We start from the raw sequence: 26,071 nt of genomic DNA on the forward strand, positions 1-26,071 counted from the left end.
CACTAAAGCTTGACACAAAAGCGTGGCACAAAAGAGTAGAGGGTTATGGCAACTGACAATAAGGCTGATCATCCAGCCAATGATAGTTTTAGCTATGATGACGAGCAACGGCAAAAACCGGTTGATGATCCGTTAGCCGCCATTAAAAAAATGCGTTTAGAGCAGTTAGCGGTATGTCGCTTAAAAACAGAGAAAGAGCTGCAAGCGATGCAAGATAAAGCTAACAAGGGTGAGGGTAAAGCCTCGAGCTAAAGTGTTGTTATCGTAAAAAGCGGGACATTATTGATTACCTAGCCATAGTTCTGTGTATTCTCGGTGTCGATCGGTTCAGATATCGAGAGTGTCCCTTGGGCTTAGAAAGAGCACCGGTTTACCTTTTACTACCATATCTTCTGTGTAGTTGACCCAGTCAATTCGGGCGCCTTGTTGATCATACAATTTTATAATATCGCCCTTATTGGAGAGCCTTAATGGCGATAGCTTTCTCAGAATAACAGAGCAGCCCGGTTGCAGTATGGTGTTATCGATGAGGTTGGTTAAGGGGATGGTTCTATCTGAGTTATCCGCGAGTTGCCAGCCGGCAAGGTCAATCTCTGTTGCGCCAAGGTTTATCAAGCTAACCCATTCATGACCCGAATCAGTTCCGACGGGGTCAACTAATGCGGCACAGATGAAAATATCACAAATATCATCATGAACCGTTTGCCGAGTTTGTCCTTTGGCTAGGATGTCCGCGGGTTTGGCTATTTCAATATTCTCAGGAAAATGACTGACATTCTCTTCAGCGGTGACATGATCACCGGTGTAATACAATGGGTTGGCTTGATAAATTCGGTTATCGAAACGTAAACCGGTTAGCGCCTCAATCTCACTCACGGTCACTTGATAATGTTGGTTATTGTAACGGGATCTTCCTTTTTTATCGCTCAGGGCCTCTTCATCTTGATAAATAATAAAGGCACGTACATCAAGGTTGTTGGTGTTTTTATTGATGAAACAAACAATCTTAAAAAAGCCGGCAGGAATTAGGGCCGTCTCTCTACCTGAGGGTCTTACCGTTCGATCATTTGCACCGTAAAACGGCCCTGAGAATGAGGTGATTTTGCCATCAGTATCAAGGTCGAGGTCGAAAACCCAATCCTCTAAGCCACGCCACTCATCTCGGTTGAGATTTTCATGCTGTAAACAACTATTGGAGTAGTAGAAGGTTTCATTTGCTGCATATTGAGCATCTCTGGCGGTTTCGCCCTGTGCTGCCGAGGTTCTTTTGGCCATGTGGCCTTTATCCCACGGGTTGCTCGCGTAGTAAGCGTTATCCAATTGATGATTGAAGCCAATACGATTATCTATTTTCCAGGCATCCGAGCGGGTTGTCGTTTTTAGGTTACTTTGATCGATATTGAGGCAGACGATCACGGCGGATCGCTTTACTTGGGCGCTATTCATGATGATTGAGTAGTTTGGGTAGTCGAATATTTTGCCCACATCCAACACTTCTTGTGATAACTCTGTCGAGAATGTGGGTAGCGGTAAGACGATGCCTTTCAGAAAATCTTGACGGTAACCTAGCATAGGGCTCTCCCTAGACGTTATTTCCAGCGCTAAAGTTTAAGCGCATAAAAAGCCTAGCCGCTGTTGGAAAAAGAGCAACTCTAAACACGCTATAGACTAATGATTGATCATGTTTTGGCTGTTTTTTACACATTATCATCAGAAGTGAGCTATACCGAATGACTCGTACTGACGAAATTCTAGATAATGATAAAAGGTAAGGAGTGTTACATGGCTGCAAAATTTGAGATATATGAAGATAAAGCGGGTGAGTTTAGGTTTCGTTTAAAGGCGGGGAATGGCGAAAACATCGGTGCTTCTGAAGGCTATAAGGCTAAAGCGAGCGCTAAAAATGGTGTTGAATCCGTCAGGAAAAATTCGGTGTTGCCAGAACGGTTCACGGTATTTGAAGGAAAGAGTGGAAAGTGGTATTTCAATCTTAAAGCCGGTAATCATGAAATTATTATGACCAGCCAAGGTTATACAACTGAAGCAGGGGCCAAGTCTGGCACTGAAGCGGTCACTCGTGCTGCTCCAGAGGCTGAAGCGGTCATCCTCTAAGGCCTGCCTATCTGTACTTAAGGGCCTTTAAAAGGCCTTTTTTTGTGTCCATAAAAAATGGGAATTACCGATTAAGATCGGTTACTTTTACAGGGTAAGGGACGATGCTTATTTGCTATCGGCCCGTTTAATTAAATAAATAAATTTTACTTTTGTGCTCAGCCAGTGTGACCAAAACTCTTGTTCCTTGCTTACCCAGCACTGTATCCGCCTCCCAGTCCCGGACACGCTGACGAGTGTTGACTATTATTGGTCTTTCATCTATTGAAATGGAGTCCTCTATTGGGGAGCGTTTACAACTTTTGCCACGGTGATCTCGCTTGTGACCCTGTCTTAAATGCGTATATAGCTGTCTTTCAGCGGCTTTGTCTAACGCCGCATAACGATAAATCCATTCATGGCTTACGGGTAAATTGATAAGTTTACCTATTGCGCTAATCTGATCAGCACTCCATTCCTTTTGCAACGCCCACTTAACATACGTGATCACCTTAGAGGGAATTATATACTTAATCGCTTTTGCCCTAGCAGCAAAGATTTTTGATGCGATTTATTTGGATGGTAAGTTCCGTAATGATTGTTGCGCAACAAGCTCACGGCAAATTGTTGATCAGTTAACACCGATCTGACGAGTAATACTAAATTGTGTAAAACCTGCGAAATAAGAATGGAAATCTGATATCGTTTCCCTCCGGTTAACTGCTGGTAATTTATAGAAACTGCTTTTTGACTTTGGCTAGATGAAGAGTACCACTGTCAGAGGTTAACCACCTCACACCGTTGAACTATGAGTGTTGCACTTATTATAGAACCCCCAGACCACTACAATCAAAGCTGAGCGGGACAAAAGAACACAAAGAAAATACACAGAAGGAAGAAAGTGGGATGAGTTACATAGCTAAATTCAAAGGATGGGATAAGCTTGGTCTTTCTGACCTGATTGTTGCATATCGTAAAGCTAAGGCGGATCACTTCTTTGAGAATAGTTTTCCGACCGCTGTTAAATTTGCCGAATATGAACAAGATCTGCTTGAAAACTTGAAGACACTGCTTGAAACGCTTCAGAAGTCGAAGGGGTTCAAAGATAATAAAAAATTGTTAGGTGACTGCCGGTTAATACCGAAAAAACTCAGACTTGATCCCAAAAAAGACATGAAGAATGGACACACTCATTTTTCGGATCATGATAGAGAGTATGAATATCTTTGCGAGTATAACAAGCTTATTCCAGAGTTTAGAATAGTAGGAGATTTTCCGGTAGATGCACATGTATTGTCTGCATTATGGATTAATATGGTGGGTCATAAATTTGATAGTTGTCTGGATGATTCCTGTTACGGTGCAAGAGTTCGCCGAATTCGTAATGAGGAAATTATCGATAAGAAAGCACCTAAACCTTTTCATATAACGGCTATAGGCTCGTTTGCCCCCTATTATCAGCCTTATAAAAAATGGCGTTCAGACGGTTTAAATGCGATTCGGGATGAGCTGGAAAAAGATAGAAAAGTTGTAGCAGTTTCACTGGACCTTCGCAGCTATTATCATTTGCTCGATCCTAGCGTTATTGCTGCTCATACGTTCCAGAAAGAGATCGGGTTAGTTGGTGAAAAATCACTTAGTATCGATGAACAAGACTTTACTAGTCAATTGTCGAAGCTCTTGAATAAATGGGCTAAGAAAGCTGAAAAGTTTTCTACTGAGCTTCAGGAGGGTAAAAAAGGCAAAGTCACGGGCGGTTTAGTTATAGGTTTAACCGCTTCACGGATAATTTCAAATGTTGTGTTACATAAGTGGGATGCATTGATTCGAGAACAAATAACGCCGATACATTATGGGCGTTACGTTGATGACATGTTCCTTGTTTTACGAGATCCTGGGACGATTAAGAGTACGGCTTCACTTATGCAGTTCCTACAGGCCAAATTGGGAATTGATACGTTATCTGAGAAAAAAAGGAAAGGTAAGCCAAAAGGTATCTGGCGTATCAATCTTGGTATGGATTACCAAAAGAAATCAGTTATAGAGCTGCAAGCCGATAAGCAAAAGCTTTTTGTTCTTCAGGGCCAAGCAGGTTGTGATCTTCTTGACAGCATTGAAAAAGAGATTTACGAGTTGTCCAGTGAACAGCGTTTAATGCCATCACCTGATCAACTAGAACGGTCGACGGCAGCCAGAGTGTTATCGGCTGCAGGGTCTGTAGGAGAGGAGGCTGATTCATTACGGCGTGCCGATGGCCTTACAATTAGACGATTAAGCTGGTCGTTACAACTGCGGCATGTTGAGACCCTCGCGCATGATTTACCCGCGAACGCCTGGAAGAAAGAGCGAGCTGAATTTTATCAGTTTGCACATAACCATATTTTACGGCCTGATCAGATCTTCGCTCACTATGTGTATCTACCTCGTTTACTTGGCTTTGCTATTAGTATGGGAGAGTGGGAACAAGCGGAAGCGATCGTTCGGAAGGCGTTTCATTGTTTGACTCAGCTAGCAAAATCTAAAAAGCATATTAGCCATATTGCTATGAATGGTTGTCGTTGTTTGCCAAGTGAGAAGGTATGGAGTCATGTACATGGCTCATTGGCTTGGTCTTTTATCGATGCAGCGGCGAAATACTATGACCCTCAGAGTTTATTGGTCGAAAAGTCAAACTGGAGGGAGTCAAAGTTGGCAACCATTTTTATGGATCAGCTATGGAAAGAATTGGATGTTGCGGAACTTCTTGGCTGGACTATCGGCAGCAAAAATTTTTATGATAAAGCGCCTTTGCTGGCAATATGTGATCTTGCGAGAACCCCTTACAAGCGCATTCTTTCAAGCAGGTCTGCAGCTGAATTACTTAAACGGCGGGACAAAAAGAAAGAGTATATGATTCTAAAAGCATTTGAAGAAACGGAGCTGATCGATGTCGATAATCTACGAAATTTTTTAAATTCTTCAAGGTTTAAACGCTTAGCTACAGTTCCTAAAGATGAGAGAAAAGAAGAGACTATATACACGCCATATCTTTTCCCTACCCGGCCATATAGTGCTGCTGAGATTGCTGAACTTGCTCCTGAATGCGTTGGTTTTGGGAAGATAAGCGAAATAAAACCTCAGTCTATATGGGCTAAGTATGTTAGGGCTATGCGTGGGGTTTGGGTTAAACCGGCACTGTTAGAAGATGAAGTGTCTGAAGTAAAGCTAAAGACAGGCAAGCTACAATACCGAAAACGCTTTCGTATTGGCACACAGAAGAAAAAATCTGTAGTTGTAGCGATTACTAACCTTCTAACGGAGGAGAGTGCGTGGGCAGGATCTGCATGCAATAAACCTGAATTAACACTTGATCGATATAAGCGGATTTCTGAATTAGTAAATCAGGCTCTAACAATAAAACCTCGGCCAGACTATTTATTATTGCCTGAGTTATCGCTGCCGTTGCAATGGGTAGATAGTGTTTCCAGTCGTTTAGTGAGGGCGGGTATCAGTCTTATTGCTGGTACTGAATATCGTCACTATGAAAGGGGCGAAATTGGTAGTGATGCGTGTTTAGCATTAACCGACGATCGACTGGGTTTTCCATCTTCAGTGCGGATATGGCAACCCAAAGTAGAGCCTGCTGTCGGTGAGGACCGTGACCTTACGTCCAAAATGGGTAAAACTTGGCGAAAGCCAAGCCGTCGTAGAAAACCGATTTATATTCATAATGGTGTTTATTTTGGCGTAATGGTTTGCTCTGAGCTGTCTAATAGTAAGGAGCGGATTAGGTTTCAAGGCTGGGTTGATGCGCTAATGATTCTTTCATGGAATCAAGATTTAGATACGTTTGCATCGTTAATTGAGTCTGCGGCACTTGATGTCCATGCTTATACCATTCTAGTTAATAATCGAAAGTATGGTGACAGCAGGGTCAGAGCTCCGAGTAAAGAATCATTTCGGAAAGACCTTGCTCGCATCCGTGGAGGCGAAAACGATTTCTGCGTTGTTGTGAAGTTGGATGTTGATGGTTTGAGAGCTTTCCAAAGCAGAGCTAAGCGTTGGGCAGATAAAAGTGATCCGTTTAAGCCTGTACCTGAAGGATTCGAAATTAAGGGCTTGCGGAGGAAATTACCTCCGAAGTAAGGATGTTCGGAATTGCTCACCTATAGTTAGTTGAAATATATGGTTCGCGACGAAGCTTTATCTTTGATGGCTTTTTTAAAATCCAGTGATAGTAGGGGCTGGGTGGAGTTGGCCGATTCATATATTACTAGAGGTGTATAGTAGTTTTAATTTAGAAAAGAACTCTCAGCCGCGTGCGATTAGCTTGTAAGTTTGTAGAAGGGTTTGGAAGGACGGTAGAAAGGACTAGATTAATCACCAAGTTTTAACTAAGTGATTAAAAAGATCTAATCCTTTCTATTTGTTTTAGAGCTTACAGACCCAACTTCTCAGCCACATAATCGGCATCTTTATCGCCTCGGCCAGACAGGTTAACCAGAATGGTTTTATCTTTACCAAGCGTCGGTGCTTCACGCATCGCCCAAGCAACGGCGTGGGCGCTTTCTAGTGCAGGGATTATGCCTTCCACTTGGGAGAGGGTCATAAACGCATTCAGGCATTCGTCATCGGTGACGGATTGGTATTCAACCCGTTCGATATCTTTCAGATAGCAGTGTTGCGGGCCGACACCGGGGTAGTCGAGGCCCGATGCGATGGAGTGAACCGGCAGCGGCTCGCCATTCTCATCCTGTAGGACATAACATTTGAAACCATGGATCTCGCCGGGTGTGCCTAGCGTTAAGGTAGCGGAGTGGTCTTTGGTGTCCAGCCCTTTACCGGCGGGTTCGACGCCGACAATTTTCACCTCATCATCGTTTAAGAAAGCGGTAAATAGGCCCATCGCATTGGAGCCGCCGCCGACACAGGCGGTGATGATGTCCGGATTTTTGCCATGTCTGTCGTTAAACTGCTGACGGGCTTCACGACCGATAATACTTTGAAAATCCCGTACCATTTTCGGGAAAGGGTGAGGGCCAACCACGGAGCCAATGGCGTAGATAAACTCTTCCGGGTTTTTCAGATATTCTTCAAAGGCGCTATCGACAGCGTCTTTAAGGGTGGCCGTACCACGGGTGACGGGTACCAGTTTACAGCCGAGGATCTTCATTTTAGTGACGTTAGGATGTTCTTTCTCAATATCGACCTGACCCATATGAATTTCGCAGGGGATGCCCACTAACGCACAGGCCGTGGCGAGGGCCACACCATGTTGTCCGGCGCCGGTTTCGGCAATGACTTTCTTTTTGCCCATGAACTTGGCCAGTAGCGCTTCACCTAGGCAGTGGTTAATTTTATGCGCGCCAGTGTGATTGAGGTCTTCGCGTTTAAGGTAGATCTGAGCGCCGCCGAGCTGTTCGCTCAGGCGTTTCGCATGATAGATCGGGCTTGGGCGGCCCACATAATCCTGATTAAGTTGCATCAGCTCAGTTTGAAATGATTCTGTATGACGAATCTCTTCGTAAGCTCGATCGATATCATCCATCACTTTTTTTAGTTCAGGGGGAAGTATCTGGCCACCGTAATGACCGAAGAATCCCTCTTTGTCGGGCATCGGGGCAAAATCAAACTTACTCATAAAACCTCTCTTTGTTCAGCTACGATGGCGTGACTATGTGATACCGTCAGTGATGAATAGCTGAAATGTTTGTCATATTGTTGAAGCAAGAGAGGAAATATATCGCTGCTGTTGGCGGATGCCAACTATTAGGACTAATTATTTGGTTATTGGTGGTCTGTCGATCAGTGTTAACCGAAATCTAGTTCGATCTGCTGTTCTTTGGTGGCGGTTTTTTTAAAGCCAAGTGACTTCTGTCGTCGGCTGATCTCTCTTAATTGAGAGCGAGCTTCATGGTAGCAATGAAAAATGGTGTGATTCACCATATCTTTGTTATTCTGCCTGTTGCTCCAGGATTCGCTCAGCACCCAGTCCCCCATCAGATCCTGATAGAGTCGGACAATAAAATAATCCTGTTGCTTGCGCCAACGAATAATCAAAAAGTAACCTGAACTTATTTGCCTAGAAATGATGTCAAACCGTAAGGCGGGCAATTATAATCGGCGTTTGGTTCCTTAACCAGCTGATTTTATAACCTTTGGAGTGATCTTTGAAACCATCCAGACTGAACATTGTTGCTGATGAAAATATTCCTGCATTGGAGCGGTTATTTGGTGATCTTGGCGAGATTCGCAAGGTGTCGGGCCGAACGATGAAAAATAGTGATCTGCAGCAAGCGGATCTATTATTGGTGCGTTCAGTCACGCAGGTGAATCAGGCACTACTTGAGAATACGCCAGTACGATTTGTTGGCACGGCGACTATCGGTACAGACCATATTGATATGGATTGGTTGGCGAAAAACGATATTGGTTTTTCCAGTGCCCCCGGCTGTAATGCCGATGCGGTCGCTGAGTATGTGGTGAGTAACCTATTGTTAGTGGCGGCAGAGCAGGGATTTAAACTCACCGATAAAGTCGTCGGTATCGTTGGGGTGGGCAATGTTGGTCGGCGACTGCAGCAGCGTCTAGCACAGCTAGGCGTTAAGTTATTATTGAATGATCCGCCAAGGGCCGCTGCCGGCGAGCAGGGGTTTGTTGAACTGTCATTGCTGTTACAACAAGCCGATATTATCTGCCTGCATACCCCGCTGACGAAAGGGGAGTACCCTAGCCACCATTTGTTAAATGCCGAGAACCTTGAGCTTATTCGCCCCAGTGCGGTGTTGTTAAACGCAGGGCGAGGGCCGGTAATCGATAATGCGGCCTTATTGCATTGGCATCGTTCACGTGCAGATGTGACCCTCATTCTGGATGTATGGGAACATGAGCCCTGTGTGGATTCGCTATTAGCCCAGCGAGTGCGCATCGGCACCCCCCATATTGCAGGTTATTCTTTGGATGGGAAAATTCGTGGTACCTGGATGCTTTATGGCGCCTTTTGTCAGCATCAGGGGATCGCGCCACAAATAACTCTGTCTGAGTGTTTAGCTCAGGCGGGTGCCGTGCCTCAGATCAGGTTGGATGGCCACCAGACCTTGACCGACATCGTACATTCCGTTTATCAGCCGGAGGCCGACCATGAACGCTTTATGGCTTCGCTAGCCGATGTTGAGAATCAGCCGCTTGCCTTTGATCAGTTGCGTAAAAGCTACCCCGTGCGACGGGAGTTTGTGGCGGCACAGTTCATCGGTGAGCAACCGCTTGAGGTGCTCTCAACGCAGCTTAAAGCGGTCGGTTTCAAGGTTTAACCCTGATCATTCATAGGAGTGCGGATATTAATCGCTTAAATTCATTTATTCAGAACAGGGAACCGGTCTAATGACCTTAACTCTGGAATCTACTCAAACGGCTAAAACGCTGACTGATCTGCGTTTGCAGATTGGTGATCCTGTTCGTGTTGAGATCCGTTCCCCACGAGCAAAGTTTACGGCGAGGCTGGTGGGCTATATGGAAAATGGCGGCATTATGATCTCCGCCCCTTCGAGTACCAGTGGTGTACCTACGCTGATTAATGAAGGCAACATGGCCAGTCTTCGTCTAATCAGTGGCAACAGGATCTGTCACTTTACCAGTAAAATACTGAAACAGTATGATCAGCCTTTTGGCTATTGGTTGTTGGCTTACCCTCAGACAATTGAGTTGAAACGGATTCGAGGACATAGCCGAGTGCCTGTTCGCTTGAGCTGCTCTATTGATGATTATGATGAGATGTCTGAACGGGAAGGACTGCCTGCGAGTGCGTTATGTGTCGATATGAGTCTGAGTGGTTTGTGTTTGCAACTACCGTATGCGCTGGGCGATATAGGCGAACATTATTATCTGACGACGCGGCTAAGAATCGGTGATATTGATCAGGTGTTATTGGTGCCGGTTGAATTAAGAAATATTCATAACAGCTCGCTTGAGTCGGGCAGTTTGTTTAACCATGGATTTAAGTTTTTCGAGTTGGATGAAGATACCCGACTGATCATCGCGGCCTTTGTCTATCAACAGTTTTTAGTGGAGACCGGTCATCTCGATCAGACGGGTCAGGAGTTATAGATGTTTCGGCTTGGTTTGATTGTTAATCCGCTGGCAGGTGTCGGTGGCAGCGTGGCTTTAAAAGGAAGTGATGGCGATGCGACGGCACAGAAAGCGCTGTCGATGGGAGCTGAACCGAAAGCCAATTTACGCACGCAGCAAGCATTAGCCGCATTAGCGGGACTGGATATCGAGCTATTGACCTATCCTGGAGAGATGGGTGAAGACTGTGCCCGTCTAGCGGGATTTGAGCCTCGAGTTATTGGCAGTATTACCGCTGGACAGACCCGTGCGGAAGATACCGAACGTGCGGCTCAGGCGATGGCGGCGCAGGGGGTTGATCTTATTTTGTTTGCCGGCGGTGATGGCACCGCACGTAATATCTGTCATGCCATTGGTGACTCAACACCGGTGCTAGGCGTGCCTGCTGGGGTGAAAATACATTCCGGCGTTTATGCGGTGACACCCAAAGCGGCCGGTGAAGTGGTGGCGATGTTGGTGCGAGGTGAGTTAGTCACTTTGGCTGATCAAGAGGTTAGAGATATTGATGAGGCTGCGTTCAGGGAGGGACGGGTCCGTGCTAAGTATTATGGTGAGTTGCTAGTGCCTGAAGAGGGGCGTTTTTTGCAGCATGTCAAACATGGTGGCCGTGAAGTGGAAGAGCTGGTTCTGGATGATATCGCTGCCGATTTTGCCGAAAACATGCAAGATGATGTGCGCTATATCATGGGCTCTGGGTCTACGGTGCAGGCATTGATGGATAACCTTGGGCTAGAAAATACTCTTTTAGGCGTTGACCTGATTGAGAATGGTGAATTGATCGGTCAGGACCTAACGGCCCATCAGCTGTTGGATATGACGGCGGGCTTTGATACTAAACTGGTGATTACGGTTATTGGCGGTCAGGGGCATATTATCGGTCGCGGCAATCAGCAACTCAGCCCCGAATTGCTGCGTCGTTTAGGACGTGAAAATATTATTGTGGTGGCGACTAAGAGCAAGATAAAAGCACTAGAGGGCCGTCCTCTGATAGTGGATAGCGGTGATCTTGAGTTGAATCATCAACTTGCTGGATTAATTCGGGTTGTCACCGGTTATCGTGATGCCATTCTTTATCGTGTTGCCGATTTATAATCGGTTTTAACGGCCAGTGACGAGCAAAATAGCGATTCTTTGATAAGCTGTATATAGGGTTTATTAAAGGAGTATTGTCATGGGCTTCTCATTAATACGTTTCTATTTACAGCTACTGCTGCCCGAATGGATGTCTAATCGGCATCCTGACAGTCGTCACTTCTATCGGCGAAAATTTACCGATGCTTATAAAGAGCGACGGTGTTGGGCATACCGCATCTGGTTAGGCTCTGTTCTACTCATGTTAGCGATACCATCGCCTCCGGTGATTATAGGCTTAGGACTATTTACCACGTTCTTATCATTTTCGTTGTTGGATGAGTATTGAGTTATAAGATGTTTGTTTCTGCGAATATGCTTAACCTGTGCATCGTAGGTTAAGTTGCGCTGCCTCTGATTAAGATGAGAATACCGCTTAAGGAATAGTGTTGGCATTGAATGATCGGCATAAAAATGGAGTATCTGACGAATGCTAGACCAGCGATATGCACTGTTAAATTTTTATATGGTAGTGATTTAATCGCATGGTTGTTCTTTCTATTGATTCACTAACACCAGACTATAAAAGCCGCTAAGCGGTTTTGTACATTTAAAGCCCGTGGTTTTCTTCTACGTGTCCTGTCGGTAGGTTCTGTAAGTATTGGCTCGTTGTCTCTGTTTGGACGAAAAAAAACCGGGCTGGGCCCGGCTAAAAATGTAGAAACTGTTTTGGGTGATCAAAACAGCAAAGCCTTACGGGGACACGTAAGGAGTATCTAGTTGATAGGTTGTGGAGCAACCCATCAACTGGATCAGGGGTATCAAGCTGCCATGAGTAGATAGCTGCCGATACTCGCAAGCATCAGGCCTGCTAATTGGGTTATCCGTGGTGTTATCCAACCGCTGGCTTTAAATGTGGCCATACCGGCTAAGTGTAAGAGTGCAGAGCTGCTCATAAAGCCAATGGCAAAGAGTAGGGCGGAACCCGCAGCGGTTTCTACCCCATGTGCTTGGCCATGTGCTAAGGCAAAGAGTGCGGTTAATGTCAGACTGACCGCGATGGGGAGGCGGACGGTGGTCGCGATGATAAGGCCACAAACAAGTACGGATACGGCAATAGTCTGCTCAATTAATGGCAATACGGCGCCATTTAAGGCTAGTGAAAAACCGAGGCCCAGAAAGGCAAGAAAGGTGAAAGGGATGCTGAGCTGATGTGTTCTTTTCTGCATGGCGGCCCAGAAGCCGATGGCGAGCATGGCCAACAGGTGATCCAAGCCTGAAAGTGGATGCGTCAGACCTGCTTGTAGGCTTGAAGCCGTTATATGGCCAGTATGTGCCATAGCAGGAACCGCAACGAAAAGAGAAAGAAGCGCTGTACTGGTTAATAAAGGGCTAAATTTCATCGATGCTACCTATTATTGTAAGGGTTCATGTTGATGGTGTGATTGCGATATGCAGATCTGAAACCATGTTTATGATGATGCCACTGAACATCTAATAGATAGAAACTAGCAAATCTGAGGCCAAGATTACGAAAGCCTGTTAGGATTTTATAAAATGACGTAGGCGCGAGTCGTGATCAAGGGTCATTAGGGAAAGATGATAAAATGCTATTCTTAATGCGGTGTATTGTTCGCTTAAACTGGTAAGTAGCTTTCCAGTTAATGAATAAATTGGTACTAAACTGTGTTTTTGCCCACTTTGTTTGGGCTTTATGATGTTAGTCACTTATTTATCGTTAATAATGTTTGTGCTGCACCTGCGTAATATGGAATATATAGAACTGTCGTACGATCAGATGTCTGACCGGTTCTAATGGCCTATGGAGTAAGTCTCTTGAGTACAAGATATCTCAAACGTTTTTTTAAACCTAAATCGATTGCGGTGTTTGGAGCCTCTGAAAAAGAAAACAGTATGGGCGGCGTGGTACTGCATAATCTCTTAGAGGGCGGCTATGAGGGTAAGTTGATCGCGGTGAATAAGCGTGGGTACGATGCTGTTCACGGTATTACCTGTTATAGCAGTTTGTCAAAGCTGCCTGAAATGCCTGATCTGGCCATTATCTGTTCGCCACCGGAAGGTGTGGCTGATTTAGTACGCCGGTTAGGTATCAATGGTGTCAAGGCAGCCATGATTCTGACTGGCGGGCTATCTCGTTCCCGAAATACGATGGGCAAAACGGTACGAGATGAAATAATGGAGTTTGCGAAGCCTCATGGTATTCGGATACTCGGGCCCGATTGCATGGGTATGCTGGTGTCTAGCAATCATATGAATGCCAGCTTTTCACATCTGAATATTCGCAAGGGCAAAGTGAGTTATGTCGGTCAGTCAGGTTTACTGGGTACCGCGATGATTGACTGGGCCAATGGTCAGGAGATTGGTTTTTCTCACTTTCTAACGCTAGGTGAGGGGGTCGATATCGACCTTCCATCTATCATTGACTATTACGCACAAGACCCTTACACGCAGTCGATTCTGATTCAATTGGATCATCTGGTTGGCTCTTCCCGTAACCTGCTTAGTTCGCTGCGATCGGCATCGCGGAATAAGCTCGTGTTGGTGCTGAAATCCAATATGATTTTTGATGAGGATAAAGTGCATAAGCCAGCACTGGGGATCAAGGATGAAGATCTCGTTTATGATGCGGCTTTGCGTCGCGCCGGTGTTGTTCGAGTGAAGACGGTGGATCAGCTATATCACGCATTAGAAACGCTGTCGCGGATGAAACCGATGCGAGGGGAGCGACTGGCGTTAGTCTGTAACGGCATGGGGCCGAATGCACTGGCAACGGATCAGTTGCGACGCAAGGGGGGAGAGTTATCGGAACTTTGCGAAGAAACCGTCACCGCGTTAAAAGAGGTGTTACCGGATCACTGGAACCTAAAAAACCCCATCGATATGCATGCTGATGCCACTCCAGAACGCTTTGCGCGGGTGACTCAACTGCTAACCAAAGACCCTAATGTCGATGCCGTCTTGGTCATTCATGCACCAACGCGTATGGCTCCCGGTGCCGAGACCGCCAAACAAGTCATCAATGTTGCCCGCAATACTCCCCGTAATATTCTTAGTTGCTGGATGGGACGGAGTACCGCGATCGAGTCGCGTAATTATTTTAATGCTGCCGGCTTACCGACCTTTATTACCCCAGAGGAGGCGGTCGATGCCTTTATGCATATGGTGGAATTTCGCCGTAACCAAGAGGTGATGAAACAAACCCCAGCACCCTTTATCGATTCCAATGTGCAGAACCATCTACAAGCGAAAAATTTGATTGCCAATGCGCTAGCTGAGGGCCGGGATTACCTGACTCACAGCGAAGCGACCGATCTGCTTGACCAATATGATATTCCCGTATCTCACAGTGAGTACGCCGATGATGTGGATGGTGTAGTTGATCTTGCTAAGAAGCTAGGCGGAACCGTTGCTGTTAAGGTGATGCACGGTGACAATGTTTATCCGTTTAACTATGACAACAGAGAGTCGCCCCGCTGGAAGGATTTAGCGCTCGATCTATTTTCCCCCGAAGAGGTTAGACAAGCGGCGACGAAACTGGCTTTTCGAGTGCAAGAACGGTTTCCTGAAGGGCCAAAAGGTTTTTGTGTTCAGCAGATGAAACGGGGTTATCAGTCGCTACAAATTAATATGGGAATTACCCGTGATCCAGTTTTTGGGCCTGTACTGCTGTTTGGTAAAGGGGGGTATTCGGTGGATGTATTGGCAGACCGTCAAGTAATGCTACCGCCCCTTAACCTGAGTTTAGCGCGTCGGCTGATTAGTAGGTCGCATATGTTCGATGTGCTAAAAGAAAGTAGTGTGCAGTTGGAACGAGATCTGGATCAGCTCAGTGACCTACTGATTAAACTCTCTCAGATGGTGGTTGAATTGCCTAATTTGAAAGGGTTGGAGATCAATCCGTTGCTGGTGAATCGGCGCGGTGTGTTGGCGGTTGATGTCGCCGTATCATTGGGTGAACCTTCGGTCTTAGCGATCTCGCCTTATCCTGAATACCTGACAGAAAATATATCGTTACGTAAATCGGGCCGTAAAGCGGTGGTACGTGCGATTCGAGGAGAAGACGAGCCAAGTCATCTCGCGTTTTATAACACCTTGAGTGCTGAGTCGATCCGTTTACGCTATTTCTACAGTCGTGGTATTCCAACGCATCAAGAGTTAGCTAACTGGACTCAGATCGATTATGACCGAGAGATGGCCTTTATTGTTACCGCTCCGAAACAGGGGGAACCCGGTTGGGAAACCTTGGGGGTGGTCCGGGCAGTAACCGATGCGGATAATGTGCGAGCCGAGTTCTCTGTCGTGATTAGAGATGATCTGCAGGGGGAAGGGCTTGGGGCCGTTTTAATGCAGAAGGTGATTGATTACTGTAAAGCTCGGGGAACTTTGATGCTGATGGGGTCAACGTTAACGTCGAATAAAAGCATGCAGGGATTGGCTCAAAAGCTGGGTTTCAAAAACCATTACAATATGGAAGAAGATGTGGTGGAAATGGAAATGATGCTTAATGAGCCAACAGAAGACTGGCAACGCAGCCGCCTAAAAAGTTAAATATGATACTCATTAGCCTCGTTTTGAGTGGTTGAGCACTCATTAGGTGATTTACGCGATAAGCAAAAAAGACGGACGTGTTATACAGCCGTCTTTTTTATTTGACACTTTGGCTGATATAAACGGAATCTCTTTTAACGATCTGTTATTAAGTTCAAGGGGATAATGCATTTATGGTAAGAGGCACTGCCGCAGGGCTGTCAACATAAGAGCTATAGCGGGAGCCCAAGAGAGGAAGCAACGCTATCGCTCGAGTAGCGAGTCGATATCTGGTCGGCGAAGAGGATTTAAGCGGTTTAAGGTGTTTCGTTTATAAATTGGGACAGAACATCTCGTGAAGCGTATGAATAATACGCGTGGCAGTATCCCCTGAGAGTGAGTAATAGATAGTTTGTGACTCGCGTCGAGTGCTAACTAAGCCATCTTTACGTAGTACAGCTAGGTGTTGCGACAGCGCGGATTGACTCAAATCGAGACAGTCGTTTAATTCGGTGACGGAAAGCTCTTTCCCATCCAAGTAACACAAAATTAGCAGACGACTTTCGTTGCCCAGTGTCTTCATGAGCTTTGCGGCTTTGCTGGAATTAACTTTCATCATAGCTAACGTTTCGGGTGTCATTCGCTGGGTCATTGTGTTCAATCGGTATCCGCCTGTTTTTATTATTTTACGGAACGTTATGCATAAAACTAACGGCCAGCAAAGGTTTGGTATTCTACTGTAGCGGCGGTCAATTCTCAATTTACTAATGTAGTGCTTTTAAATATTAGCATACACTAATATAATATCCAGCATTAAGAATGCTGTCGTAACAAATTGTTGTAATAGGACAGTGTCGTTTCAAATAGGTTTTGATAAACAGGCCTCTATAAAAAGTATCGCCACAAACAGGAACAATCGATGCGAACTACACTGGTTAATTTGTCAATGAACCGCCCTAAGTGGGTGTTTTTGGGCGTGTTGCTACTGACGTTGATAGCGGGGTTGCAGATACCCTCTATCCAAGTGGATACCGATCCGGAAAATATGTTGCCAGCGGATAATCCTGCGCGGGTTTTTCATGATCATGTCAAAGAGCGGTTTGGTCTGCATGACATGATCGTTGTGGGTGTGGTTAATAACGCGGCACAGGGTATTTATAATCCGCAGAGCCTATCAGAATTACATCAGCTTTCAGATGCGATTGTGCAGATGAAAGGGGTCATCAGCCAAGATCTAATGTCCCTCGACCGGGTCGATAATATAACCCAAGAGGGACCCGGTAGTATCCGCTTTGAATGGATGATGAAGCAGGTGCCGCAAGATCAGGCTGGCATTGATCAGATTCGAGCATCGGTCGAACGCTTGCCACTGCTGAATAATACTCTGGTGTCGGGTGATGGAAAGGCCGCGGGAATCTATGTGCCTATTGCGCAAAAATCAGAAAGCTATCGGATTTCCGGCTTAATTCAGACTGAAATTGATAAGCTTAGCGGCAATAATGCGTATTATATTTCAGGCTTGCCAGTCGCCGAAGATACCTTCGGTGTCGAGATGTTTCTGCAGATGGCCATTTCAGCTCCCTTGGCGGGGTTGATGATTTTTATCTTGATGTGGGTTTTCTTCCGCAGCTTTTTGTTGATTACTGCACCGATGCTGGTAGCGATGGCATCGGTCATTATTACCATGGGATTGTTGATTGGGCAGGGCTATACCGTCCATATTATGAGCTCGATGATCCCGATCTTTTTGATGCCGATTGCCGTGGTGGACTCGGTTCATATCTTATCTGAATTTGCCGATCGCCACCGTCCTGGTGAAGATCCTAAAACCGCGGTGAAAGAGGTATTAGGCCATCTGTTTACGCCAATGCTGTATACCTCCGTGACTTCCGCCGTGGGCTTTGCGTCATTGGCATTTACGCCAATACCACCGGTGCAGGTGTTTGGTTTACATGTAGCGTTCGGGATTATGTTGGCGTTCCTGCTGACGATTACCTTGGTTCCCGCTTACATTATCAGTCTTTCTCCAGCGCGTATGGCGCAGATGAAAGATCATAATATCGATGAAGATGATAATTCTCTGCTAGGGCGTTTACTGATTTTTATTGGTCGCTTTTCTATTGCTCGCGCTAAAGGTCTATTGGTGTTTTTTATCCTGATAGTGGTGGGCAGTGTATACGGGGTGGCACAGATTCAGATTAATGATAATCCGGTTCGTTGGTTTAAGCAGGATCATCCTCTGCGCGTCGCCGATAGAGTCATGAATCATCATTTTCCCGGCACCTATAATGCCTTCTTAGTATTGGATAAAACCAGTGATCTTCGCACCGGATTAGAGCAGCAATTGAGCCGGCGAGCAGCGCAAGAGGGCGTCGATTTACAGCAGCGATTGGATAGCGTTAACAGCGACAGCTTTATTGAATATACCAATGGTTTAATCAATCAGTTTGATCAGCTTAGCTATGATGACAGTGCCCATGAAACTATGTGGCTTGAGTTACTGGATCTTACCGAAAAAGCACAGATCGACAGTAAGTACTTTCTGACTCCGCCAGCGCTGCAGTATGTCGATCAATTACAGGCCTTCTTAGAGCAGTCTGATTATATCGGTAAGAGCAATAGTTTCCCGACACAGCTGAAAACGATTTACCGTGAGTTGAATGGTGGCACGGAAGATCAGTATAAATTGCCACCGAGTGCAGCTGCTGCAGCTCAGACCGTCTTGAGCTTTCAGGGATCTCATCGGCCGAATGATTTGTGGCATATGGTGACGCCGGATTATCGTTCGACAGTGCTATGGTTACAGTTAAGCAGTGGTGATAATCAGGATATGAGTCGGGTGTTATCGTTAGTGGATGGTTATGTCGCGGATCATCCGTTACCTGAAGGCGTGGAGCTTAACTGGGCTGGGCTGACGTACATTAATGTGGTGTGGCAGGATGAGATGGTAAACGGCATGTTGAACAGCTTAATAGGGGCGTTCTTCATGGTGCTGTTTATTATGGTGCTGCTGTTCCGCTCGGTGAAAATTGGTTTGCTGTCGATGCTGCCTTTGACGGTGACGATTCTGTTTATCTATGGCCTGATTGGTCTCATCGGTAAAGACTATGATATGCCGATTGCGGTGTTATCCGCCTTAACCTTGGGTTTGTCGGTGGATTTTGCTATTCACTTTTTGGAACGTACCCGAGCCATCTATCGTCAATGTGGCAACTGGGAGCAAACGGTGGCCGAGGTTTATCGTGGGCCTTCGCGGGCTATCAGTCGAAATGCAGTGGTGGTGGCCATCGGTTTCACACCGTTATTATTTGCGCCGTTAGTCCCCTACATTACGGTGGGCTTCTTTTTGGCCGCGATCATGGCGGTATCGGCGGTCGTTACAGTGATGTTACTGCCAGCAGTGATGCAGATGATTAAAAATAAAGATAGCTTGTTTGGCGTTAAATCCTCGGCTAAGGAGAGAGAATCATGATTAAACAACTGTTTACGACATTGATCGTTGGGCTGACACTGATTACTTCAGTGCAGACAAATGCAGCGGATCTCACCGATGTGTCTGAGATCGTCAAGCAGGCAAACCTTGCCTCTTATTATCAAGGTGCTGACGGACGTTCTGAGGCGCGTATGTTGATTCAGGACTCTCAGGGACGCCAACAACAGCGGCAGTTTACTATTCTCAGACGAGATTATGAGGACGGTGGTGATCAACAGTTTTTAGTGGCTTTTAGCCGTCCAGCAGATGTTCGCGATACGGTTTTTTTAGTGGAGAAACATACCCAAAAAGATGATGACCGTTGGCTTTATCTCCCGGGACTCGATCTGGTGAAACGGATTTCCGCCGGTGATAAACGCACCAGTTTTGTTGGTTCAAACTATTTTTATGAGGATGTGTCGGGTCGTAACCCTGAAGAAGATCTGCATACATTGGTAGACACGACTGATGATTTTTATGTGTTAGAAAATACCCCGAAAGACCCGAACTCGGTGGAGTTTAGTCGTTATCGGGTGTGGATCGACAAAGGTAGTTTGTTACCGATGAAAACCGAGTACTACGATACCAATAATAAGCTCTATCGTCGGGTTGAAGTATTAGCCACTGAGACGGTACAGGGCGTACCTACGGTAACAAAGTCTCGGGTAAGCGATCTGGTTAGCGGTGCGAATACGACGATGGAGTTTCGCTTTATCCGTTATGACCTCGGCATGGATAGTTCGGTTTTCTCTGAACGTTCTTTGCGCAACCCGCCTCGTCAGTGGCTTAAACGTCCAGAGTCATGAGTATGTCGGCCATCAATACGCGTTTAACTAAGGTACTGCTGTCGCTTGCTGTGATCATGGCCCCGCCGGTGATGGCACAACAAGACCTGCCTATTGCTGCTGAACAGGGTGAGCAGGATTGGGGTGATGATAACTGGGGTGATGACAGTTGGGGTAATGATAGTACAGCTGACGATAATGCTCGTGTCTGGCATGGCTTTATTGAAGGGGGGCTGGGAAACCGCGTGGGCTATGATCCTGCTTTAAATGATCGCTTTTCGCCGATGGATGATGCGACGTTATCTGATCTTCGGGTTCGTCTTGAGACCAGTGGTTTTGTCGGAAATGATCGTTATGCGTTGAAAGCAGATCTCTATGCGGATGGTGTCGAAGAAGGATTGCGTTCGGATCTACGAGAAGCTTCTTATACCTTGAGTCCGAGTGAGCGAACCGATCTGAAACTAGGACAGCAGGTGTTAACCTGGGGAACCGGCGATCTGCTGTTTTTGAATGACCTATTTCCTAAAGATTGGCAGTCATTTTTTTCCGGTCGTGATACCGAATATCTGAAGGCGCCAGTGTTGGCCGCTAAAGGGAGTTATTATGGTGATGCGGCGAGTATTGATCTGGTATGGATGCCGGATTACACCTCGGACCGTTATATTAACGGCAATCGTTTTTCGTGGTTTTCGACCCAAGCGGGACAAAATGTAGCGGCACCCGAGGGCCGTATCGATGCAGAAGAACCTGCCAATAGTTTTGCTAATAGTGAGTTTTCTGTTCGTATTGCCGGTAGTATCGAGAGCACCGAATGGGCGCTTTATGGTTATCATGGTTTTCAGAAGCAACCGAATGGACTGGATGATGCGGGTAATCCGATTTTCAGTAGGCTGAATGTGCTAGGTGCGAGTGTTCGTGGCAATGTCGGTTCGGGCTTAGCGAACGCAGAAGTGGCGTGGTATATGGCCGAGGATAGTGATGGTAGTGACCCATATCTCCCTAACAGTCAGTTCCGTTTTTTACTTGGTTATGAGCGGGAGTTGCTACCAAGGTTAACTTTAAGCCTGCAATATTATCTTGAGCAGACTCTGGATTATCAAGCGTTAGAGGCCGCATCAACATCGGTTTATAACCCAGAGGAATACCGCTACTTATATACCACTCGGCTAAACTACCGCATGTGGCAGGATAATTTGGTATGGTCCCTGTTTGCGTTTTACTCACCCAGTGATGAAGATCATTATCTAAGACCCTCCGTTAGTTATCGCTATAACGATAATTTGAGTGTAGTGCTAGGGGCGAATATTTTTGAAGGAGCTAAACCGAACACATTCTTTGGCCAATTTGAAGATGCTAGCAATGTTTATGGCCGAATACGTTACGCTTTTTGATCGGTAGAAAACACAAAACCGGGCCATCGCCCGGTTTTTTAATTTACTCGTGCAGCGGCTCCGTTTTGTGAAATCGGTTTAAGCCTGTTCGCCTGTATTATCGGCTAACGTTGGTGCCTGTTTGAGTAATGTGTCGGTCAGCGTTGAGAGCTTTTCTTGTACGAGGTCATAGGTCTTATCGATATTGGTCGCAATATCACCATCGAGTACCTTTAGGCCATCAAGAATATCGCGTGCCTCGGTAAAGCCTTGATTGATCCCCCCACTAATCACATCAACAAAACTGGTTACCTGATTCTGATAATCCATCTCTGGGTGCTGTGCTTGATAGCTACTGAAAAAACCAGCGCTAAGCGAGACAATCCGATCCGCAGTCGCTTCTGGAGAAACATCTAAGCCGGAATCATAGGCTGTCTGAATAGCGGACGCACCTAGATCAGTTTCGAGTACCTTATTTAACTCGGTGACAGCAGAGCGGTAAAGCAGAGTCAGGGAATCATTGCCTGAGGAGATACTGACATCTAATGACGCTTGTAAAATAGCCTGATTATGTGCAGTTTTGTTTTGTTGTGCTTGAGTTGGCTCGGTCGTTTTATTCTGATCGGTGATCGGCTGATTTATCGATGTGATCTCCATATCGTCTCCTTTTATAAGGTGTTTAGGGCTGCGTTTAGCGATTCCCAGTAATACTGAGTGTTATCGGCAGGCTGGGCTATTTTATGCGTGAAAATTTTTCATTAGGGCCTTTTGCAACGTTTAGCCGACCGGTAGGGGGGCAAAAAAGATTAACGTTTGAAGACTTCATCTTAGTTTTAATATATAAAAAATGCCGCACTTGGCGGCATTTTTGTCATTTAAGTAGTTTAACTACCGTGTTGAATTCAGGGTTCTCAAGGTTAGTCGGCTTTCTTAAACCCGAGTAGTGAGGCGATGGTAAAGGCCGGACACCAGCCGGTAAAGGCTGATTGAAATAGACTTATACCGATCACCGCAGTGATATACAAAACCCAGAATGGTGCTGCAAAAAAGAGATAGGCGGCAACGGTGATTAACACCAGTGTACCGGCAATAAGATGAACGCCTTGATGCACACTCATTCCAGTACTGCAGGTTTGCTCTTTTAACTTGAGCAAGCGGAATATAGCCATCGCAGGACACCATCGCGTAAATGCAGATTGTAATAAGTTAAGGCCAACAAAGCCGGTGAGGTAATACCAAGCTGGGTGGAAATAAGTTCCCAATGCCAAGCTGATAAGAATGACAGATCCAGCCAGTAGTCGAAGAGCAGCGTTAAGCGTCATAATAAAATCACCTCGTTGTTAATGAAAAAAGCTCTCATGAAGAGTGATCATTATATTTTATTAAATTAGTAATTGCTAATGTAATAGATTAGATTGGATTGGCTCTTCTAAATAGCGTTTAAGCTTTGTTGAGAGGTCGTCGTGGCTGATATTGAGGTATGGATCATCAATCTGATATGTTTGTGCTAGATCGAAAAAATTGAGTTGGCAAAATAGCCTGCTTGCCTCATGCTTAGACTATAACCGCTGAGGAGATTCTGGTGTGGATATTGGCAAGATTTTGGTGAATATCGAGCAGGGCAGTGATGCCAGCTTTTTGTTGGAAAAGGCGGCCCGACTGGCTGAAGGAAGTGGCGCGAAAGTAGAATTGTTTTGTTGCTGTTACAACTCATCGTTGTATAACAGCTACCTGTTTGATAAGTCGTCGCTTAGTCGTGCTGAACAGGCTTATGTGCGTCATGTTGAAGGGGAATTAGAGCCTTTAACAGCATCATTCAAAGAGCTTAATATCGAGGTTGATATCGATGTATGCTGGCAACGTCATCAGGCAGAAGCCGTTGTGCGTAAGGTGTTACGTTTTGAACCTGATATTGTGTTGCATCCCGTCAAACAGCATAGTCGTCTTGGGCACTATGTTTTCGATCAGGCTGACTGGCAGTTGATTAGAGAATGCCCCGTGCCGCTGTTATTAGTGAAACAGCAAGCTTGGTCTGATGGTGGGCGTGTGGCCGCGGCGGTTGATCCATTCCACGAATGTGATGTCCCCGCGGAACTGGATAAAACTATATTGGCGTGGGCTAGTCGTCTGGTACATGTGTTGGAAGGCGATTTGAAGGTGATGCACAGTTTTAGTGTATTACCGCATTCAGTTATTTTTGATGAACATCTAGTGACTGATTTTGAAAGCATGCAGGAGACTGTGAGAACCTTGCATGTGGAGGCGTTGGCTAAACTGCTTAAGCCCTATGGTCTAACAACGGATAGCCCCGCCGTCACATTGAAAGAGAAAGAGCCCCATAAGGCGATTCTCGAATATGTGGAAGAGGCACATATTGATATTTTGGTGGCCGGTTCGGTGGCTCGAGGTGTAATTGATCGGATATTGGTCGGCAGTACTATCGAACGGGTTTTGGATGAACTTCATGCTGATTTAATGGTGATTAAACCCGCGGGGTTTATGAGTAGCATTAAAGAGATTGCCTAAGCTCGTTACTGACGATGAATCTGTTAGTAGCAATATCATCTCATCCAATATCGATAACTGAGAAAAGGAGCCTAGGCTCCTTTTCTGACAGGGTTATAGCGGGGTATGGATGGATCGAACAAGAGGGATGTTAACGCAGATAGTTTTGGCTGAACTCTCTAAACTGATCGGTACCGGATGTCTGAATCCACTCGAAGCCAACCATCTCTTTTGTCACGATATGAATACCACACTGGCGCATCCGCTCTAACGCCATCGCTTTGTCGGCGGGGTTTCGTGATGAGACGGCATCGGCTACCACAAACACTTCTCGGGCTTGCTGCTTAATCTGTATCGCCGTTTGCAAGACGCATACATGGGATTCCATACCCACAATAACAACCTGGTTAGGCTTGATGCTATTGATCTTCTCATTACAGCTAGGCTCTGCCATACAGGAAAAATGCATCTTCTCCATAAAACCCTCTTTCGGTAAAACATCCTGCAGTTCTGCAACGGTTGGGCCTAAGCCTTTGGGGTATTGTTCGGTGGTGAATATGGGCACATTGGCGAGTTTGGCGACTTCGGCCAACCAGCGAACATTGGCGATAACTGCATCACCTTCATGTATTGCCGGTGCGAGTTTTTCTTGAATATCAACGACCAGTAGGCAGGATGAGTTTGGGTAGATCAGCATATCAATTCTCCGCATAACAGTGGCTCGAAGCCAAGTTTAAACGTCGGACTTACATGCTTGATTGAGTAAGTTAAAGCAGGCCGACAGAAACCGAATGCTGGTAAGGATATACCCTCGGTTTGTATTTGGCTATGGCCTTGCTAACGGCTGGTTTTGGTTGTTTAACGGGTGTGTTTCGCCGGTAGTCGCCAACAGTATTGCGCAGGTACTTTAAAGTAATCAACCAGTACAACAGGTGTATCTGAAAGAAAGATAAATAGGCCGGCAAAAATGAAACTGCAACACAGGGTATAGCCAATATAAACCCGGTGTTTCAATAACGCGGTAAAATTAGCGACGATAATACTGGGCTGTAATGAACTACGGTCTTCAAACGCTAGTGATTCTGGCACTTGAAAGGCGAGCGGTAACATCGAGATCAAGGCATAGACCGCTAGAAAGATAAAGGTAGCGTTCCGCTCAAACTAAACGATCATATAGCCGCCCATCACCGGTGCTACTGCGGGCTAAGGCATAATGCTGCCCATGATGGATAGCACTTTGATGGCATTTACGGGCCCATGGATATCATGCACCTAATAACAAGTTACTTATCATGTTAATTATATTGGATAAAATATAAATACGGGTATTCCTGTATATAAGAATGCGCTAACATAGAGCCGACACGAGAATAATTAGGAAAGTGGATATTACATTATGAAAGTCTATGCAATCGATGGTATTACGCCTGTGGTTGATCCAACCGCTTATGTTCATCCAACCGCGGTGTTGATTGGTGATGTGATCGTCGGGCCGGGATGTTATGTCGGTCCTAACGCTTGTCTGCGCGGTGACTTTGGTCGCTTGGAGTTGAAGCGCGGCGCTAATCTGCAAGACACCTGTGTGATGCATGGCTTTCCCGGCACCGATACGACGGTTGAAGAAGACGGCCATATTGGTCATGGTGCGGTGCTTCACGGCTGTGTGATTGGCAAAAATGCGTTGGTCGGCATGAACTCTGTCATTATGGATGGCGCGGTCGTGGGCGAATCATCCATTGTGGCGGCGATGTCCTTTGTTAAAGCGAAGATGGAAGTGCCTGATCGTACATTGGTAGCCGGCTCGCCAGCCCGTATTATCAAAGAACTGACCGATAAAGAGATCGACTGGAAATCGGCAGGCACCCGTCAGTATCAAGATTTGACGCTGCGTAGCATGAATACCATGCAGGAAGTTGAAGCTCTGTCGGAAGTTGAAGCTGACCGCCCCCGTTTAGATGTGGGTGTTGAAGGGGCAATACCTAAATATAAAAGTTGAATCATGTCATCGTCAGATCGAGCTTTTACCTATTTGGACTGCTAGCCTATGGCCGTTTACTCTTAGCCGATTGAATGTCGCTAAGGTTAGCCCCGTTAGGTTAACTTAGGATCTGGCGGTGCATCTGCTA

General features: G+C 45.9%; 23 protein-coding genes. 13 read left to right on the forward strand and 10 right to left on the reverse strand.

Going from position 1 to position 26,071, the window contains the following annotated elements:
• The first annotated feature begins 45 nt into the window (after positions 1 to 45).
• Positions 46 to 252 carry a hypothetical protein gene (locus KO512_RS12895; protein WP_215952768.1) on the forward strand — a complete coding sequence of 69 codons (207 nt, stop codon included), beginning with the start codon at positions 46 to 48 and terminating at the stop codon, positions 250 to 252.
• Between the two features lie 75 nt (positions 253 to 327).
• On the opposite strand, the gene KO512_RS12900 is transcribed toward KO512_RS12895, so the two are convergent.
• Positions 328 to 1,572 (reverse strand): DNA/RNA non-specific endonuclease, encoded by a 1,245-nt coding sequence (locus KO512_RS12900; protein ID WP_215952769.1) that lies wholly within the window; start codon positions 1,570 to 1,572, stop codon positions 328 to 330.
• 210 nt (positions 1,573 to 1,782) lie between these two features.
• Between KO512_RS12900 and KO512_RS12905 the strand changes: the two genes are divergently transcribed.
• A complete protein-coding gene (locus tag KO512_RS12905; RefSeq protein ID WP_215952770.1) occupies positions 1,783 to 2,112 on the forward strand; it encodes a YegP family protein in 330 nt (109 codons plus the stop codon).
• Positions 2,113 to 2,239: 127 nt separating this feature from the next.
• Here the strand turns inward: KO512_RS12905 and KO512_RS20500 are convergent, their stop codons facing one another.
• The gene (locus KO512_RS20500) at positions 2,240 to 2,662 is read right to left on the reverse strand and encodes an IS30 family transposase (protein WP_354667747.1); all 423 of its coding nucleotides are present in this window, start codon (positions 2,660 to 2,662) and stop codon (positions 2,240 to 2,242) included.
• A gap of 335 nt (positions 2,663 to 2,997) precedes the next feature.
• Here KO512_RS20500 and KO512_RS12915 point away from each other — a divergent pair, with 335 nt between their 5' ends.
• Positions 2,998 to 6,216 (forward strand): RNA-directed DNA polymerase, encoded by a 3,219-nt coding sequence (locus KO512_RS12915; protein WP_215952772.1) that lies wholly within the window; start codon positions 2,998 to 3,000, stop codon positions 6,214 to 6,216.
• A 292-nt stretch (positions 6,217 to 6,508) separates the two neighbouring features.
• Here the strand turns inward: KO512_RS12915 and trpB are convergent, their stop codons facing one another.
• Positions 6,509 to 7,711, reverse strand: coding sequence for a tryptophan synthase subunit beta (gene trpB / locus KO512_RS12920; RefSeq protein WP_215952773.1), 1,203 nt, complete (start codon positions 7,709 to 7,711; stop codon positions 6,509 to 6,511).
• Between the two features lie 170 nt (positions 7,712 to 7,881).
• Positions 7,882 to 8,130, reverse strand: coding sequence for a hypothetical protein (locus tag KO512_RS12925; RefSeq protein WP_215952774.1), 249 nt, complete (start codon positions 8,128 to 8,130; stop codon positions 7,882 to 7,884).
• Positions 8,131 to 8,240: 110 nt separating this feature from the next.
• Here KO512_RS12925 and KO512_RS12930 point away from each other — a divergent pair, with 110 nt between their 5' ends.
• From KO512_RS12930 to KO512_RS12945, 4 genes are all read left to right on the forward strand, one after another.
• Positions 8,241 to 9,380, forward strand: coding sequence for a 4-phosphoerythronate dehydrogenase (locus KO512_RS12930; RefSeq protein ID WP_215952775.1), 1,140 nt, complete (start codon positions 8,241 to 8,243; stop codon positions 9,378 to 9,380).
• A gap of 70 nt (positions 9,381 to 9,450) precedes the next feature.
• The gene (locus KO512_RS12935) at positions 9,451 to 10,173 is read left to right on the forward strand and encodes a flagellar brake protein (protein ID WP_215952776.1); all 723 of its coding nucleotides are present in this window, start codon (positions 9,451 to 9,453) and stop codon (positions 10,171 to 10,173) included.
• Complete coding sequence (locus KO512_RS12940; RefSeq protein ID WP_215952777.1) at positions 10,174 to 11,286, forward strand: ATP-NAD kinase family protein; 1,113 nt, start codon at positions 10,174 to 10,176, stop codon at positions 11,284 to 11,286. It abuts the gene before it with no gap.
• A 79-nt stretch (positions 11,287 to 11,365) separates the two neighbouring features.
• The gene (locus KO512_RS12945; RefSeq protein ID WP_215952778.1) at positions 11,366 to 11,614 is read left to right on the forward strand and encodes a hypothetical protein; all 249 of its coding nucleotides are present in this window, start codon (positions 11,366 to 11,368) and stop codon (positions 11,612 to 11,614) included.
• Between the two features lie 472 nt (positions 11,615 to 12,086).
• Here the strand turns inward: KO512_RS12945 and KO512_RS12950 are convergent, their stop codons facing one another.
• Positions 12,087 to 12,668: a HupE/UreJ family protein gene (locus KO512_RS12950; RefSeq protein ID WP_215952779.1), complete on the reverse strand. Its 582-nt coding sequence runs from the start codon at positions 12,666 to 12,668 to the stop codon at positions 12,087 to 12,089.
• Between the two features lie 433 nt (positions 12,669 to 13,101).
• Between KO512_RS12950 and KO512_RS12955 the strand changes: the two genes are divergently transcribed.
• Positions 13,102 to 15,834: a bifunctional acetate--CoA ligase family protein/GNAT family N-acetyltransferase gene (locus tag KO512_RS12955; protein WP_252735008.1), complete on the forward strand. Its 2,733-nt coding sequence runs from the start codon at positions 13,102 to 13,104 to the stop codon at positions 15,832 to 15,834.
• A 310-nt stretch (positions 15,835 to 16,144) separates the two neighbouring features.
• Here the strand turns inward: KO512_RS12955 and KO512_RS12960 are convergent, their stop codons facing one another.
• Positions 16,145 to 16,465: an ArsR/SmtB family transcription factor gene (locus KO512_RS12960; RefSeq protein ID WP_436792278.1), complete on the reverse strand. Its 321-nt coding sequence runs from the start codon at positions 16,463 to 16,465 to the stop codon at positions 16,145 to 16,147.
• 267 nt (positions 16,466 to 16,732) lie between these two features.
• Here KO512_RS12960 and KO512_RS12965 point away from each other — a divergent pair, with 267 nt between their 5' ends.
• The 3 genes from KO512_RS12965 to KO512_RS12975 are packed head-to-tail and all read left to right on the forward strand — an operon-like array spanning position 16,733 to position 21,461.
• The gene (locus KO512_RS12965; protein WP_215952781.1) at positions 16,733 to 19,285 is read left to right on the forward strand and encodes an efflux RND transporter permease subunit; all 2,553 of its coding nucleotides are present in this window, start codon (positions 16,733 to 16,735) and stop codon (positions 19,283 to 19,285) included.
• Positions 19,282 to 20,091, forward strand: a complete 810-nt coding sequence (locus KO512_RS12970) for an outer membrane lipoprotein-sorting protein (RefSeq protein ID WP_215952782.1) — start codon at positions 19,282 to 19,284, stop codon at positions 20,089 to 20,091. Before KO512_RS12965 ends, KO512_RS12970 begins: the two co-directional genes overlap by 4 nt.
• Before the next feature lie 2 nt (positions 20,092 to 20,093).
• A complete protein-coding gene (locus KO512_RS12975) occupies positions 20,094 to 21,461 on the forward strand; it encodes a hypothetical protein (RefSeq protein WP_215952783.1) in 1,368 nt (455 codons plus the stop codon).
• A gap of 78 nt (positions 21,462 to 21,539) precedes the next feature.
• On the opposite strand, the gene KO512_RS12980 is transcribed toward KO512_RS12975, so the two are convergent.
• Entirely contained in the window at positions 21,540 to 22,097 is a 558-nt protein-coding gene (locus KO512_RS12980) for a DUF5610 domain-containing protein (RefSeq protein WP_215952784.1), read from the reverse strand.
• A gap of 260 nt (positions 22,098 to 22,357) precedes the next feature.
• Positions 22,358 to 22,762, reverse strand: coding sequence for a YgaP family membrane protein (locus KO512_RS12985; protein WP_215952785.1), 405 nt, complete (start codon positions 22,760 to 22,762; stop codon positions 22,358 to 22,360).
• 262 nt (positions 22,763 to 23,024) lie between these two features.
• On the opposite strand from KO512_RS12985, the gene KO512_RS12990 reads away from it, so the two are divergent.
• Complete coding sequence (locus KO512_RS12990) at positions 23,025 to 23,966, forward strand: universal stress protein (protein ID WP_215952786.1); 942 nt, start codon at positions 23,025 to 23,027, stop codon at positions 23,964 to 23,966.
• Positions 23,967 to 24,096: 130 nt separating this feature from the next.
• Here KO512_RS12990 and KO512_RS12995 read toward each other — a convergent pair whose 3' ends face one another.
• Together KO512_RS12995 and KO512_RS13000 are read right to left on the reverse strand one after the other, a co-directional pair.
• Positions 24,097 to 24,642 carry a hydrolase gene (locus tag KO512_RS12995; RefSeq protein WP_215952787.1) on the reverse strand — a complete coding sequence of 182 codons (546 nt, stop codon included), beginning with the start codon at positions 24,640 to 24,642 and terminating at the stop codon, positions 24,097 to 24,099.
• A 161-nt stretch (positions 24,643 to 24,803) separates the two neighbouring features.
• Positions 24,804 to 25,064, reverse strand: a complete 261-nt coding sequence (locus KO512_RS13000) for a hypothetical protein (RefSeq protein WP_215952788.1) — start codon at positions 25,062 to 25,064, stop codon at positions 24,804 to 24,806.
• 277 nt (positions 25,065 to 25,341) lie between these two features.
• On the opposite strand from KO512_RS13000, the gene paaY reads away from it, so the two are divergent.
• The gene (gene paaY / locus KO512_RS13005; RefSeq protein ID WP_215952789.1) at positions 25,342 to 25,941 is read left to right on the forward strand and encodes a phenylacetic acid degradation protein PaaY; all 600 of its coding nucleotides are present in this window, start codon (positions 25,342 to 25,344) and stop codon (positions 25,939 to 25,941) included.
• The last annotated feature ends 130 nt before the right edge of the window (positions 25,942 to 26,071 follow it).

The sequence above is a fragment of the Amphritea atlantica genome, assembly GCF_018860855.1.
Taxonomy (GTDB): domain Bacteria; phylum Pseudomonadota; class Gammaproteobacteria; order Pseudomonadales; family Balneatricaceae; genus Amphritea; species Amphritea atlantica_A.

Coding starts and splice junctions, on each gene's coding strand:
- KO512_RS12895 (WP_215952768.1), top strand. CDS start 46: ATGGCAACTGACAATAAGGCTGATCATCCAGCCAATGATAGTTTTAGC.
- KO512_RS12900 (WP_215952769.1), bottom strand. CDS start 1,572: ATGCTAGGTTACCGTCAAGATTTTCTGAAAGGCATCGTCTTACCGCTA.
- KO512_RS12905 (WP_215952770.1), top strand. CDS start 1,783: ATGGCTGCAAAATTTGAGATATATGAAGATAAAGCGGGTGAGTTTAGG.
- KO512_RS12915 (WP_215952772.1), top strand. CDS start 2,998: ATGAGTTACATAGCTAAATTCAAAGGATGGGATAAGCTTGGTCTTTCT.
- trpB (WP_215952773.1), bottom strand. CDS start 7,711: ATGAGTAAGTTTGATTTTGCCCCGATGCCCGACAAAGAGGGATTCTTC.
- KO512_RS12935 (WP_215952776.1), top strand. CDS start 9,451: ATGACCTTAACTCTGGAATCTACTCAAACGGCTAAAACGCTGACTGAT.
- KO512_RS12940 (WP_215952777.1), top strand. CDS start 10,174: ATGTTTCGGCTTGGTTTGATTGTTAATCCGCTGGCAGGTGTCGGTGGC.
- KO512_RS12945 (WP_215952778.1), top strand. CDS start 11,366: ATGGGCTTCTCATTAATACGTTTCTATTTACAGCTACTGCTGCCCGAA.
- KO512_RS12950 (WP_215952779.1), bottom strand. CDS start 12,668: ATGAAATTTAGCCCTTTATTAACCAGTACAGCGCTTCTTTCTCTTTTC.
- KO512_RS12960 (WP_436792278.1), bottom strand. CDS start 16,465: ATGACCCAGCGAATGACACCCGAAACGTTAGCTATGATGAAAGTTAAT.
- KO512_RS12965 (WP_215952781.1), top strand. CDS start 16,733: ATGCGAACTACACTGGTTAATTTGTCAATGAACCGCCCTAAGTGGGTG.
- KO512_RS12970 (WP_215952782.1), top strand. CDS start 19,282: ATGATTAAACAACTGTTTACGACATTGATCGTTGGGCTGACACTGATT.
- KO512_RS12975 (WP_215952783.1), top strand. CDS start 20,094: ATGTCGGCCATCAATACGCGTTTAACTAAGGTACTGCTGTCGCTTGCT.
- KO512_RS12980 (WP_215952784.1), bottom strand. CDS start 22,097: ATGGAGATCACATCGATAAATCAGCCGATCACCGATCAGAATAAAACG.
- KO512_RS12985 (WP_215952785.1), bottom strand. CDS start 22,762: ATGACGCTTAACGCTGCTCTTCGACTACTGGCTGGATCTGTCATTCTT.
- KO512_RS12995 (WP_215952787.1), bottom strand. CDS start 24,642: ATGCTGATCTACCCAAACTCATCCTGCCTACTGGTCGTTGATATTCAA.
- paaY (WP_215952789.1), top strand. CDS start 25,342: ATGAAAGTCTATGCAATCGATGGTATTACGCCTGTGGTTGATCCAACC.